The sequence below is a fragment of the Rhodococcus sp. NPDC004095 genome (genome assembly GCF_053604015.1).
Genome location: NZ_JBSGGS010000009.1, coordinates 45,922 through 59,028 on the forward strand (window position 1 = coordinate 45,922; position 13,107 = coordinate 59,028).

Genomic DNA, 13,107 nt, shown 5'->3' on the forward strand with positions numbered 1-13,107 from the left:
CCTGCCCGCCCGTGGTGCACCGCGTTATCTCGACGGCCGCGGCGGCCGTTCGGTCCGACACGGCTCCCGTAACGCCCCGCACGCCGCTCCGAACGTCGGTTCCGCCTATTGCAATCCGGCCGCATCCATGCCGCGCAGTTCCTTCTTCAGGTCCGCGATCTCGTCGCGGAGCCGACCCGCCAACTCGAACTGCAGGTCGCGGGCCGCGTTCATCATCTGGTCGGTGAGCTCCTTGACCAGATCGGCCAGTTCCGCGCGCGGCATCGACTTCACGTCCCTGCCCTCGTAGACCCCGGCGCTGACTGCCCGGCCGGCCTCGCCCTGGGCACGGCGACCACGGCTGGCGTTGCGCCCCGACCCGCCGATCTCGACGTCGGTGTCGTCGGCCTCCTCGTACACCTGGTCGAGGATGTCTGCGATCTTCTTGCGTAGCGGCTGCGGGTCGACGCCCATCTCGGTGTTGTAGGCGATCTGCTTCTCGCGGCGCCGTTCGGTCTCCTCGATGGCCCTGGCCATCGAGTCGGTGATCTTGTCCGCGTACATGTGCACCTGGCCGGACACGTTGCGGGCGGCGCGGCCGATCGTCTGGATCAGGCTGGTGGTGCTGCGCAGGAAGCCTTCCTTGTCCGCGTCGAGGATCGCCACCAGCGACACCTCCGGTAGGTCGAGTCCCTCACGGAGCAGGTTGATACCCACCAGCACGTCGTACTCACCCAGCCGCAGCTGCCGGAGCAGTTCGACGCGGCGCAGGGTGTCGATGTCGGAATGCAGATACCGCACCCGGATGCCGAGTTCGAGGAGGTAGTCGGTGAGATCCTCGGACATCTTCTTGGTCAGTGTCGTGACCAGGACCCGTTCGTCGCGCTCGGCGCGCTCGCGGATCTCGTGCACCAGGTCGTCGATCTGACCCTTGGTCGGCTTGACCACGACCTCCGGGTCGACCAGACCGGTCGGCCGGATCACCTGCTCGACGAACTCGCCGCCCGCCTGCCCCAGCTCGTACGACCCGGGGGTCGCGGACAGGTAGACCGTCTGCCCGATCCGCTGCGTGAACTCCTCCCAGGTGAGCGGGCGGTTGTCGGTGGCGGACGGCAACCGGAAGCCGTACTCGACGAGGTTGCGTTTACGGGACATGTCGCCCTCGTACATGGCCCCGATCTGCGGGACCGTCACATGCGACTCGTCGATGACGAGCAGGAAGTCCTCGGGGAAGTAGTCGATCAGCGTCGCCGGCGCCGACCCGGCGGGCCGGCCGTCGATGTGCCGCGAGTAGTTCTCGATGCCCGAGCAGAACCCGACCTGTTTGATCATCTCGATGTCGTAGTTGGTGCGCATCCGCAGCCGCTGCGCCTCCAGCAGCTTGCCCCGGTTCTCCAGGTCCGCCAGGCGTTCCTCGAGCTCGACCTCGATGTCCCGGACAGCGCGTTCCATCCGCTCCGGACCGGCAACGTAGTGGGTCGCGGGGAAGATCCGCACCGTGTCGACCTGCCGCACCACGTCCCCGGTCAGCGGATGGAGGTAGTACAGCGCCTCCACCTCGTCACCGAAGAACTCGATTCGCACCGCCAGTTCCTCGTACGACGGGATGATCTCGACGGTGTCACCGCGCACCCGGAAGGAGCCGCGGGTGAACGCGACGTCGTTGCGGTTGTACTGCACGTCCACCAGCAGCCGCAGCAGCGAGTCCCGCGGCACCTCCACCCCGACGTCGAGTTGGATCGAGCGGTCCAGGTACGACTGCGGCGTACCGAGACCGTAGATGCACGACACCGAGGCGACCACGACGACGTCGCGTCGGGAGAGCAGGCTCGACGTGGCGGAGTGTCGCAGCCGCTCGACGTCGTCGTTGATCGACGAGTCCTTCTCGATGTAGGTGTCCGTCTGCGCGATGTACGCCTCGGGCTGGTAGTAGTCGTAATACGAGACGAAGTACTCGACGGCGTTGTTCGGCAACATCTCACGCAACTCGTTCGCCAACTGCGCGGCGAGGGTCTTGTTCGGCGCCATCACCAGCGTCGGCCGCTGCACCTGCTCGATCAGCCAGGCCGTCGTCGCGGACTTGCCGGTTCCTGTGGCGCCCAGCAGCACCACGTCCTTCTCCCCGTCACCGAGCCGCCGCGTCAGTTCCGCGATGGCCTGCGGCTGGTCACCGGCAGGCCGATGCTCGCTGACCACCTCGAACCGGCCGTCGGATCGCTCGATTTCCCCCACCGGCCGAAACTCGGAATGCGCCACCACGGGATGCTCGGATGCAAACGCCATGGCACCAGGGTAGGCGCAGGGTCCGACACGATCACCGCCACGGCGCAAGGCACCGGGAGGCCGGTCGCGATAGGTTCCAGGCATGGATGTGCACGCCCCGAAGGTCGAGGCCTTCAACCTCGCCGACCTCACGAACACCGACCCGAAGGGATTCGTCCGGCAGGTCGAGCGTTACCGGGTCGAGCCGTGGGGCCTGTACATGGCCCGCCACGCCGACCATCCGCACTTCCACTACCTGGAGTCGTGGCTGCTGCCGGACGTGGGACTGAGGGCGACGATCTTCCACTACCGCCAGTACCACGCCCGAGACCAGGACCGGTACGTCGACATCGGCGACTTCACCCGCGGCGACCGCGTGTGGCGGTCCGAGGACCACTACCTGGACCTGGTGGTGCGGACCGGACGCGACACCGAACTGCTCGACGTCGACGAACTCCTCGCCGCCCACACCTCCGGCCTCCTCGACGCCGGCACCACCGAACGAGCCATCACGACCGCAACCCGGGCCGTGGACGGCATCGCCGCCCACGGCCACGACCTCGACGCCTGGCTCGCGGCCGAAGGGATGCCGGTCAGCTGGCGCTGACGCGGCCCGTCGGTCCGGTCAGCCGGCGCTCGCGCCCGCGTCCCAACCGGTGCTCTCCGCCCACGCCATGGCCCGCTGGTAGGCGGTGTCGAACCACGGGGTCTTGGCGTCGACGTACAGTTCCGTCGCGGCGGCCGTGTCCGGCTCACCGGACGCCGCCGCTTCCGCAGTCCGCTTGATCGCCAGGTACTCGTCACGCACGTCCGTGTCGGCGCGCAGCCAGTCCCGGAACACCAACGCAAAGCGCTGCCCCGGCCAGCCGTCCACCCGCAGATGCACGTTCGCCGGTCGACCCGGATCGGCGGAAGCGTGGAATCGCTTGTCCCACAACGATGGATCCGCCTCACCACCGATCCCGTAGACCGGCTTCGGGTCGTCGCCGGTCACCGCATCGACACGCGGGAACCCCGCCCTCGCCAATCGGTCCGCCAACTCGTCGGCCGCTTCGAGACTGCGGACCGTCACCTGCAGATCGATCACGTCCTTGGCGTCGAGGCCCGGCACCGCGGTCGACCCGACGTGGTCGATCCGGACCGCGTCGGCGCCGCACACGAATTGCAGCCGCTCGACCAGCCTCCGCCCCTGCTCCGACCACTCCGGGTCCGCCTGCGACAGGACCGGAGGCACCCGCACCACAACGGAATTCGCAATGTTCTCCGCGTATCGCTGCAGCCGCTCCCACAGTGCCTTCACGGCCGGGTCCAGTGCGCCGGGCGGACCGCTGTTGTCGAGCCACACGTCGGCGGCGGCGCGACGTTGCTCGTCGGTCGCCTGAGACGAGATCCGTGCTCGCGCATCGTCCTCCGGCATGCCGCGCAGTTCGACGAGACGGCGGATTCGTTCGTCGGCGTCGACATACACCACCACGACCAAATTAAACATCGCCCCCATGCGCCCCTCGACCAGCAGCGGGATGTCCTGCAACACCACGGAATCCGGAGGCGCCGATTCGACCAACGCGGTGGTCCGGGCACCGATCAGGGGATGTAAGATGCCGTTGAGTCGACCGCGGGCCGCCTCGTCACCGAACGCCTTGGCAGCCAGGGCCGGTCGGTCGAGCCGCCCGTCGGGCTGCAGTATCTCCGGACCGAACTCCGCTGCCAGAGCGGCCAGTCCGGGGGTGCCCGGTTCCACGACTTCGCGCGCTATCAGGTCGGCGTCCACGACGACGGCCCCGAGATCGCCGAGGATCCGTGACACGGTGGACTTTCCAGCTCCAATGCCTCCCGTGAGGCCGATTCGTAACACGCACCCCAGTGTGTCACCAAACACGCCCGAAGCCCATCCAGCCCAAATGACCCGGGATCACACGCCCGTCGACTATCTTCGAGAACGACGTGCCAGGCCACCCAAATCGAGATGAAGGAACACCATGCGCAGCACTTCTCCCCAGCCTGGTCGGCACCGTCTTGGCATGGTCGACGGGGTGCATTGCATCCTGATCCCCGAGGTGGCCGCCGCCCTGCAGGAACACCACCGCAACTGGTTCACGCAGATGCTCAGCCCCGCTCGCCACAGTTTCGCATCGATCCGCAAGCGCACCGCGGAGATGCAGGGTACCTGGGCCGCCGGCGCCGCCACCGCGAACTGACCCGAGCCCCAATCGGCCGAACGACGGCGACCCCACCCGCGAGCGGGTGGGGTCGCCGTCGTTCGTGCCCCTTCGTGGGATGCGGCCTCGGCCCGCCGGTTCTACCGTGAGTACATGACTGTCACAGCCGATGACCTGCGCACACTGTTGTCCAGCACCGTACCCGGTGCCACGTTGGTCCTGGAGGAGGGCGAGACCAGGGTCTACTCGAAGGACCAGGCCGAGCAGCGCTCGTCCTGGGTCGTCACCACGCAGGACGACCTGCGGCGCGATCTCCCGGACGCGGCGAGTCCCACCGCTCACGACCTGGACGAACGGGCGGCGATGCTGGACGACATGATCGCCGCTCAGGGCGGCTGAGCGGCTCCCCCGCCCGTTGTCGTGGCTCCGACCCACCCGGCCCGAGCACGTCGAAGGCCCCGGTCCTGCGAACAGGACCGGGGCCTTCTGGTCACCACCCGACTAGCGGGCGATCACGTCACGCGTTGCCGGACAGCTTCTCGCGCAGCGCAGCGAGCTGGGCATCGCTGGCCAGCGAGCCCGCGGCCTCGGTGGAGCCGGTGGTCTGGCCCTCGGTGGCACCGGACTCGGAGGAGTAGTTGGCGCCCGACGCACCGGCCGCCGCCTCGGCGGCCTCGTCGGCAGCCATCTTCTCCATCTGAGCGGTGTGCATCTTGTGGCGACGCTCGGCCTCCGCGTAGCGGGACTCCCACTCCTCACGCTGCTTGTCGAAGCCCTCGAGCCATTCGTTGGTCTCGGGGTCGAAGCCCTCGGGGAAGATGTAGTTGCCCTGCTCGTCGTAGCTGTCGGCCATGCCGTACTTCGACGGGTCGAACTCGGCGTTGTAGTCCTCGTTCGCCTGCTTCAGCGACAGCGAGATCCGGCGACGCTCCAGGTCGATGTCGATGACCTTGACCATCGCGTCGTCGCCAACGGCCACAACCTGGTCCGGCACCTCGACGTGGCGCTCGGCCAGCTCGGAGATGTGGACGAGGCCCTCGATGCCCTCCTCGACGCGGACGAACGCGCCGAACGGAACCAGCTTGGTGACCTTGCCCGGCACGATCTGACCGATCGCGTGGGTGCGGGCGAACTGACGCCACGGGTCTTCCTGGGTGGCCTTGAGCGAGAGGGAGACGCGCTCGCGGTCCAGATCGACGTCGAGAACCTCGACGGTGACCTCGTTGCCGACCTCGACAACCTCGGACGGGTGGTCGATGTGCTTCCAGGACAGCTCGGAGACGTGCACCAGGCCGTCGACACCGCCGAGATCGACGAACGCGCCGAAGTTGACGATGGAGGACACGAAGCCCTTGCGGACCTGGCCCTTCTGGAGCTGGTGCAGGAACTCGCTGCGGACCTCGGACTGGGTCTGCTCGAGCCACGCACGACGCGACAGGACCACGTTGTTGCGGTTCTTGTCGAGCTCGATGATCTTGGCCTCGATCTCCTTGCCGACGTACGGCTGGAGGTCACGGACACGACGCATCTCGACGAGCGAGGCAGGCAGGAAGCCGCGCAGCCCGATGTCGAGGATCAGGCCGCCCTTGACGACCTCGATGACGGTGCCCTTGACGGCCTCGTCCTTCTCCTTGAGCTCCTCGATGGTGCCCCAGGCACGCTCGTACTGAGCGCGCTTCTTCGACAGGATCAGGCGCCCTTCCTTGTCCTCCTTGGTGAGGACCAGGGCTTCGACCTCATCGCCGACGGAGACGACCTCGTTGGGGTCGACGTCGTGCTTGATGGAGAGCTCACGGGACGGGATGACGCCTTCGGTCTTGTAACCGATGTCGAGCAGCACCTCGTCGCGATCGACCTTGACGATGGTGCCTTCGACGATGTCGCCATCGTTGAAGTACTTGATCGTGGCATCGATGGCGGCGAGGAAATCCTCGGCAGAGCCGATGTCGTTGACGGCTACCTGCGGCGAGGTGACGGTGGTGGAGGGCATTTGGTGAAGTGCTCCGGAGGGATAGGCAATCGGTTGATGGTGTTCTGTCGGACCACGAACGACCGCCGACGACCCCCTAGAGATGCCGCACGGCAGACACTCGCGTGGATCAGGGTACGCGACCCGATGCTAGCTGGGCAAACCCGGGTGGCACCGCGAGGCGCCGGGCGCGCTACCGTGCAGGTCGAGATGACCGAGCATTCCGACACACCCGAAACCACGGACGACGATCGCCACGCCGCCGCCAACGCCGTCCTCGGCACCGCCGGGTTCAGCCGCCACCGCGTGGACTCCGCCCAGAGCGAGCGCGCCAGTCGTGCCTGGTGGGACGCAGACTCCGCCGACTACCACCGCACGCACGGCGAGTTCCTCGGCGTCGACTCGGCAGGCGGTGAGTTCGTGTGGTGCCCGGAGGGCCTGCACGAGGGCGACGTGCACCTGCTCGGCGACGTCGCCGGCCGCGACGTGCTGGAGATCGGCTGCGGATCGGCACCGTGCGCGCGCTGGCTGGCCGGGCAGGGTGCGCGGACCGTGGGCCTCGACGTCTCCCGCGGCATGCTCGAGCGCGGGCTCGCCGCGATGGCACGCGGTGGCCCGCGGGTACCGCTGGTGCAGGCCGGCGCGGAGGCGCTGCCGTTCGCCGATGCCAGCTTCGACATCGCCTGCTCCGCGTTCGGCGGGGTGCCGTTCGTGGCCGACTCCGCCCTGGTGATGCGCGAGGTCGCGCGGGTGCTGCGGCCGGGTGGCCGGTGGGTGTTCTCGGTGAACCACCCGATCCGGTGGATCTTCCCCGACGATCCCGGCCCGGGCGGGCTGACCGCGACGATCCCCTACTTCGACCGGACCCCGTACGTCGAGGTCGACGAGGCCGGCGTTCCGACCTATGTAGAGCACCACCGCACGATCGGCGACCGGGTTCGGGAGATCGTCGCGGCCGGCCTCGAACTGCGCGACATCGTCGAGCCGGATTGGCCCGAGTGGCTGGACCGCGAGTGGGGACAGTGGAGCCCCCTGCGCGGGCAACTGTTCCCCGGCACCGCCATCTTCGTCTGCCACAAGCCTGCCTGACCCGCCCCTCCCGCCGAGACGCTTGTCAGTCCTTCGTGCGGGGCGAGCGGCCCGCCGCATCGAGGGCGCGCCGCAGCGCGTATTCGAGCTGCGCATTGACACTGCGCAGGTCGTCGGTCGCCCACTTCGCGATCGCGTCGTAGACGGCGGGGTCCAGCCGCAGCAGCACCTTCTTGCGCTCGGGCCTGGACCGGCTCGCCGACCCCTCGTCCGCGTCGGCCATGGTCAGGCGTAGAGGGTGCCGGTGTTGACGACCGGCTGGGTCGCCTTGTCCCCGCACAGGACGACCAGCAGGTTCGACACCATCGCGGCGCGGCGCTCCTCGTCGAGTTCGACGACGGACTGTTCGGCCAGGCGGTCCAGCGCCATCCCGACCATCCCGACCGCGCCCTCGACGATCATCGCCCTGGCCGCGACCACCTGCGCGGCCTGCTGCCGCACCAGCATGGCCTGCGCGATCTCCGGCGCGTACGCCAGGTGCGTGATGCGGGCCTCGACGACCTCGATGCCCGCGAGTTCGGTGCGCTCCCGCAGTTCGGCGGTCAGTTCGGCGGCGACCTGAGCGCCGTCGCGCAGGCTGGTGGCGTCGGCGGCCTCGGAATCGGCCGGGACGATGGTGGTGTCGTAGGGATGGGTGGTGGCCAGGTGCCGCACCGCTGCCTCCGACTGGATCGCGACGTACTCCTCGTAGTCGTCGACCGCGAAGATCGCCTTGCCGCTGTCGATCACCTTGTAGACCACGACCGCGGCGATCTCGACCGGGTTGCCGACCGCATCGTTGACCTTGAGCTTGGACGTTTCGAAGTTGCGAACCCGCAGCGTCACCCGGCGCTTCATGCTCAGTGGGACCACCCACTTGAATCCGTCGTCCGAGACCGTCCCGAAGTAGCGTCCGAAGAACTGGATCACCCGCGCCTCGTTCGGATTGACGATCGTGAATCCCGTTGCGATGACGGCGATCACGAGACCCAGCAGCCCGGCGACGACCCAGCAGACGATCCGGACGGCGATCGTCGTGTCGAGGAGCAGGCCGGCGAGGACGAGTCCCGCGGCGATCAGTGTCCCCACGGTCAGCGCCAGCAGTACCGCGAACCCGTTCAGTCGGAAAGCTCTACGCTCCATCGATCCACCCTTTGCTATCGAAGTGATATCACTACGATAGCAAGCGAGTCGAGTGAACGGAACATCCAGTCGATCTGATCGACTGAACGCTTCCTTCACTCGGGCGGGGGCGGTCAGAGGAGCTTGGAAAGGAAGGCCTTGGTGCGCTCGTGCCGGGGGTCGGCCAGCATCGCCCGCGGCTCGCCGGACTCGACGACAACGCCGCCGTCCATGAACACCAGCTGGTCGGCGACCTCGCGGGCGAATCCCATCTCGTGGGTGACGACGACCATCGTCATGCCCTCCTTCGCGAGGTTCTTCATGACGCCGAGCACCTCGCCGACCAACTCGGGGTCGAGCGCGGAGGTCGGCTCGTCGAAGAGCATCAGCTTCGGATCCATCGCCAGCGCCCGGGCGATCGCGACCCGCTGCTGCTGACCGCCGGACAACTGCGCCGGGTATGCGTCGGCCTTGGCGGCCAACCCCACCTGGTCGAGCAGGTCCATCGCCCGGGTGTGGGCGTCCTTGCGTCGCACCTTCTTCACGAGCATCGGCGCCTCGACGACGTTCTCCAGCGCGGTGCGGTGCGGGAACAGGTTGAAGTGCTGGAACACCATCCCGATGTCGCGCCGTTGCCGCGCCGCGGCCCGCGGCTGCAGTTCGTAGAGCTTGCCGCCGCGCTCGGAATAGCCGACCAGTTCGCCGTCGACGTAGAGCCGCCCGGCGCTGACCTGCTCGAGGTGGTTGATGCAGCGCAGGAAGGTCGACTTGCCGGACCCCGACGGCCCGACCAGACACAGCACCTGCCCGCGGTCGATCTCGAGGGTGACCCCACGCAGCACCTTCAGCGCCCCGAAGCTCTTGCACACCCGGTCGGCCTTCACCATCGGTGTCGTCGGTGCAGTAGTCATGGTCATCCTCCCTGTCCGCCGCCCGGCCCGGCGGGCATCCCGGCCTGCGCATCCGCGAGGGCCTGCAGTTGCCGTGCCGTGAGCACCCGGGACAGGCCCTTCGAGTAGTGCCGTTCGAGGTAGAACTGCCCGATCATCAGGATGCTCGTGATCGCGAGATACCAGGTGGCGGCGACGAGCAGCAGCGGGATCGGCTGGAAGTTGGCTCCGGAGATGTCCCTGGCCCGCCCGTACAACTCGCCCGTGTAGGGCACGGCGAGGACCAGCGAGGTGGTCTTGAGCATGCTGATCAGCTCGTTGCCGGTCGGGGGGATGATCACCCGCATCGCCTGCGGCAGCACGGTGCGCCGCATCGTCTGCGCCCAGGACATGCCGAGCGCGGTCGACGCCTCGGTCTGCCCCTCACTGACGGAACCGACTCCGGCGCGCACGATCTCGGCCATGTACGCGGCCTCGTTGAGTCCCAGTCCGACGACTGCGAACAGGAACGCGGCCTGCAGGTCCTGGAGGTCGAAGTGCACGAACTGTGGGCCGAACGGCACGCCGAGGGCGACGTTCTTGTAGATCGACGGGAACAGGCCCCAGAACACCAACTGCACGTACACCGGTGTGCCGCGGAAGATCCACAGGTACACCCACGCCGCGGTGCGCAGCACCGGATTCGGCGACAGGCGCATCACCGCGAGGATCACCCCGAGCACCACCGCGATGAGCATCGCGAGCACGGTCAGTTCGATGGTCCGTAGGGCACCTTCGGTGATCCGGGCGTCGAACAGGTACCGGCCGTAGACGTCCCAGGCGAAAGCCTCGTTCGTGGCGGCGCCGTAGACGAACAGGGCGACGAGCACGACCACGACGACGGCAGCGATCCAGCGGCCGGGATGGCGGAGCGGGATCGCGCGGATCGGTTCGGGCTCGTCCGCGAGCGCGGGTTCGGATGCCGTGTCCTGTGCCATTGCCCTCCGCCTTCCTACCGTGACCCGGGTCAGCTCGTCGCGCTGTTGATCTGCGCGGTGGTGACGGTGCCCGAGCCGACTCCCCAGTTGTCGGCGATCTGCTTGTAGGCGCCGGTGTCGATGAGGTGCTGCAGCGCCTGCGCCAGCACCGGCGCGAGCGGCGAACCCTTGGCCACCGGCCACCCGTAGGGCGCCGAGTCGAACTGTTCCCCCGCGTTCTCGAGCCTGCCGTCGCTGCGCTTGATCGCGTACGCGGTCACCGGGGAGTCCGCCGACATGGCATCGATGCGGCCCAGGATCAGCGCGTTGGACACGTCGTCCTGGCTGTCGTACTTGATCTTCGCGATCGGCTGCTTCCCGGCGGCGACGCAGGCCTCACTCTTGGCGGGCACCTCGTCGATGTCCTCGGTGGTGGTGGTCTGCACCCCGACCCGCAGCCCGCAGGCGTCGTTGGGGTCGACCGGTTCACCGGTGCGCTGGGCCCACTGGACGCCGGCGGTGTAGTAGTCGACGAAGTCCACCGTCTTCTGCCGTTCGAGGGTGTCGGTGAACGAGGACATCCCGACGTTGTAGGTGCCGGCCTGCACGGCCGGGATGATCTTGTCGAAGTCGGCCTGGATGAACTCGGCGCGCAGCCCGAGGGTGGCGGCGACCGCGTTCATCAGGTCGACGTCGAACCCGACGATGTTGCCGTTCTCGTCCTTGAATTCGTTGGGCGCGTACGGGACGTTCACGCCGATCTTCAGCCTGCCGCTGTCGCGCACCTGCGGCGGCACCTGGGCGGCGATCTCGTCGACCCGGTCCACGTGGACCGTCTCGGGCGGGACCAGACCCTCGCTGTTGTGCACGCAGCCGGTGACCGCGATCAGCACGGCGACCAGGACACCGAAAGACCGGGCGCGCCGGGGGAATCGACGCACCGACGTCGTCACACCCGCCGGCGAGGACCGCACCCTTCGCAGCGTACTGGCAGGCCGGTCACCGCCGCAGTATTCGCGCGCCCACGGTTTCGGTGAATTCGGCCGTCGACGCCAGGCCGCCGAGGTCGGCGGTCGCGACGCCGGCGGCGAGGGTGTCGCTGACGGCGCGCCGGATGCGCCCGGCCGCCCGCGCCAGCCCGCCGGTGTCGCCGCCGAGCCGGCCGGTGCCGCCGCCGGTGTCACCGGACTCGCCGGTTTCGCGATGGGCGGACAGCCAGTCGAGCAGCATCGCCGCCGACAGCATCAGCGCGGTCGGGTTGGCGCGGTTGCGGCCGGCGATGTCGGGGGCGGCGCCGTGTGCCGCCTGTGCCATCGCCTGCGTCCGAGAGGCGTTCAGGGACGGCGCGGTGCCGAGCGACCCCGACAACTCCCCCGCCAGGTCGGACAGGATGTCACCGAACATGTTCTCCGTCACCACGACGTCGAAGTCGGCGCCACGCCGGACCAGGTGCGCGGCCATCGCGTCGACATGTTCGGTGTCCACGTGCACGCCCGGGTACCGGTCGGCGACCTCGACGCACACGTCCCGGAACAGTCCGGTGGTCAGCGCCAGCACGTTGGTCTTGTGCACCACCGTCAGCCGTCCGCGACGACTGGCGGCGAGTTCGCAGGCCGTGTGGGCGATCCGCTCGCAGGCCCTGCGGGTGAACACGGCGACGGCGAGTGCGACATCGGGCGTCGGCATGAATTCGCCGCTGCCCGTGTGCATGTTGCGGTCCGCGTAGAAGCCCTCGGTGTTCTCGCGGACGATGACCAGGTCCATGTCCGGCACGGTGGCCCGGATCCCGGCGAAGGCGTGGGCGGGGCGGATGTTGGCGAACAGGTCGAACCGTTTGCGGATGGTGCCGCCCGGCGTCAGGGTCCCGCGGAACCGCTCGGGGTAGGCGGCGCTGTCGTGTGGGCCGAGCACCCAGCCGTCCAGCCCTTCGAGTGCGTCGAGGGTCTCGTCGGGGATCGGTGTGCCGTGGGACGAGATCGCGCCCTGGCCGATCGGCAGCTCGACCCACTCGATCGGGGGCTCGCCGGCGGCGGCGACGGCGGTGTCGACGATCCGCCGGGTGGCGGGCACGATCTCGTGGCCGATGCCGTCGCCGGCGAGCAGACCCAGGCGCGTCGGCTCGCGTGTGATTGCGCTCGAGGGGTTCACCCGACCATCATTGCTCAGCATGGTGCAGTCCGTGGAACTGCTGCTCGACGCCGACCTCGACACGGCGATTCGCCGGGAGTGGAGGCGACTGTCCGATGCCGCGCTACCGAGCCAGGACGTCGTCCGCAAGTCGACGAACCGGCCACACATCACCCTCGCGGTGGCCCAGCACATCGAGCCGGAAACCGATCTGCTGCTGCAACAGCAGCTGGCCGCCCCGGACCTGCGGCTGTCACTCGGCGGCGTGGTGATCTTCGGAGGGCACCGAAAGACCCTGTCGTATCTGGTGATTCCCACGGCCGGACTGCTGGCGTTGCAGCGGAGCATTTTTCGGGTACTGCACGCGAGTCCGGGCATCCCCGCGCACATCCACCCCGGCGACTGGACCCCGCACATCACCCTCGCCCGGCGGGTGTTCCCGGACGAGATAGGGCCGGCGGTGAACCTGTTGACGCCTGCGCACAGCTCCGGCAAGGCGGACGGGATCCGCCGATGGGACGGCGACGCGAAACGGGAATGGCGCATCGCCTGACCGGTGGCGACGGCGGCCTTGG

14 protein-coding genes and 1 tRNA gene are annotated in these 13,107 nt (G+C 68.5%); 6 read left to right on the plus strand and 9 right to left on the minus strand.

Annotation, left to right across the window (positions count from 1 at the left end):
• Positions 1-105: 105 nt before the first annotated feature.
• Entirely contained in the window at positions 106-2,262 is a 2,157-nt protein-coding gene (gene uvrB, locus ACWEPG_RS18205) for an excinuclease ABC subunit UvrB (protein ID WP_450116422.1), read from the minus strand.
• Positions 2,263-2,344: 82 nt separating this feature from the next.
• Here uvrB and ACWEPG_RS18210 point away from each other — a divergent pair, with 82 nt between their 5' ends.
• Positions 2,345-2,848, plus strand: a complete 504-nt coding sequence (locus ACWEPG_RS18210) for a DUF402 domain-containing protein (RefSeq protein WP_450116423.1) — start codon at positions 2,345-2,347, stop codon at positions 2,846-2,848.
• 18 nt (positions 2,849-2,866) lie between these two features.
• Here the strand turns inward: ACWEPG_RS18210 and coaE are convergent, their stop codons facing one another.
• On the minus strand, positions 2,867-4,096 hold the full coding sequence (gene coaE / locus ACWEPG_RS18215; RefSeq protein WP_452594932.1) for a dephospho-CoA kinase: 1,230 nt from the start codon (positions 4,094-4,096) through the stop codon (positions 2,867-2,869).
• A 166-nt stretch (positions 4,097-4,262) separates the two neighbouring features.
• On the opposite strand from coaE, the gene ACWEPG_RS18220 reads away from it, so the two are divergent.
• On the plus strand, positions 4,263-4,439 hold the full coding sequence (locus ACWEPG_RS18220; protein ID WP_450116425.1) for a hypothetical protein: 177 nt from the start codon (positions 4,263-4,265) through the stop codon (positions 4,437-4,439).
• A 114-nt stretch (positions 4,440-4,553) separates the two neighbouring features.
• Positions 4,554-4,799: a hypothetical protein gene (locus ACWEPG_RS18225; protein ID WP_450115482.1), complete on the plus strand. Its 246-nt coding sequence runs from the start codon at positions 4,554-4,556 to the stop codon at positions 4,797-4,799.
• A gap of 118 nt (positions 4,800-4,917) precedes the next feature.
• Here the strand turns inward: ACWEPG_RS18225 and rpsA are convergent, their stop codons facing one another.
• Positions 4,918-6,390, minus strand: a complete 1,473-nt coding sequence (rpsA, locus tag ACWEPG_RS18230) for a 30S ribosomal protein S1 (protein WP_450115483.1) — start codon at positions 6,388-6,390, stop codon at positions 4,918-4,920.
• Positions 6,391-6,579: 189 nt separating this feature from the next.
• On the opposite strand from rpsA, the gene ACWEPG_RS18235 reads away from it, so the two are divergent.
• On the plus strand, positions 6,580-7,458 hold the full coding sequence (locus tag ACWEPG_RS18235; RefSeq protein ID WP_450115484.1) for a class I SAM-dependent methyltransferase: 879 nt from the start codon (positions 6,580-6,582) through the stop codon (positions 7,456-7,458).
• A 25-nt stretch (positions 7,459-7,483) separates the two neighbouring features.
• Here ACWEPG_RS18235 and ACWEPG_RS18240 read toward each other — a convergent pair whose 3' ends face one another.
• From ACWEPG_RS18240 to ACWEPG_RS18255, 4 genes are all read right to left on the minus strand, one after another.
• Positions 7,484-7,681, minus strand: a complete 198-nt coding sequence (locus tag ACWEPG_RS18240; RefSeq protein WP_452594933.1) for a hypothetical protein — start codon at positions 7,679-7,681, stop codon at positions 7,484-7,486.
• A gap of 2 nt (positions 7,682-7,683) precedes the next feature.
• Positions 7,684-8,580, minus strand: a complete 897-nt coding sequence (locus ACWEPG_RS18245) for an SPFH domain-containing protein (protein ID WP_452594934.1) — start codon at positions 8,578-8,580, stop codon at positions 7,684-7,686.
• 113 nt (positions 8,581-8,693) lie between these two features.
• Positions 8,694-9,446, minus strand: coding sequence for an amino acid ABC transporter ATP-binding protein (locus ACWEPG_RS18250; protein ID WP_450115547.1), 753 nt, complete (start codon positions 9,444-9,446; stop codon positions 8,694-8,696).
• Positions 9,447-9,472: 26 nt separating this feature from the next.
• A complete protein-coding gene (locus ACWEPG_RS18255; protein ID WP_450115548.1) occupies positions 9,473-10,375 on the minus strand; it encodes an amino acid ABC transporter permease in 903 nt (300 codons plus the stop codon).
• Here ACWEPG_RS18255 and ACWEPG_RS18260 point away from each other — a divergent pair.
• Positions 10,347-10,425 (plus strand) — tRNA-Pro (locus tag ACWEPG_RS18260). The genes ACWEPG_RS18255 and ACWEPG_RS18260 overlap by 29 nt on opposite strands.
• Positions 10,426-10,455: 30 nt before the next feature.
• On the opposite strand, the gene ACWEPG_RS18265 is transcribed toward ACWEPG_RS18260, so the two are convergent.
• Positions 10,456-11,346, minus strand: coding sequence for an ABC transporter substrate-binding protein (locus ACWEPG_RS18265; RefSeq protein ID WP_450115549.1), 891 nt, complete (start codon positions 11,344-11,346; stop codon positions 10,456-10,458).
• Between the two features lie 58 nt (positions 11,347-11,404).
• The gene (locus ACWEPG_RS18270; protein WP_450115487.1) at positions 11,405-12,574 is read right to left on the minus strand and encodes an isocitrate/isopropylmalate dehydrogenase family protein; all 1,170 of its coding nucleotides are present in this window, start codon (positions 12,572-12,574) and stop codon (positions 11,405-11,407) included.
• Here ACWEPG_RS18270 and ACWEPG_RS18275 point away from each other — a divergent pair.
• Positions 12,573-13,085 carry a 2'-5' RNA ligase family protein gene (locus ACWEPG_RS18275; protein ID WP_450115488.1) on the plus strand — a complete coding sequence of 171 codons (513 nt, stop codon included), beginning with the start codon at positions 12,573-12,575 and terminating at the stop codon, positions 13,083-13,085. The two genes, ACWEPG_RS18270 and ACWEPG_RS18275, sit on opposite strands and share 2 nt — an antisense overlap.
• Positions 13,086-13,107 lie beyond the last annotated feature (22 nt).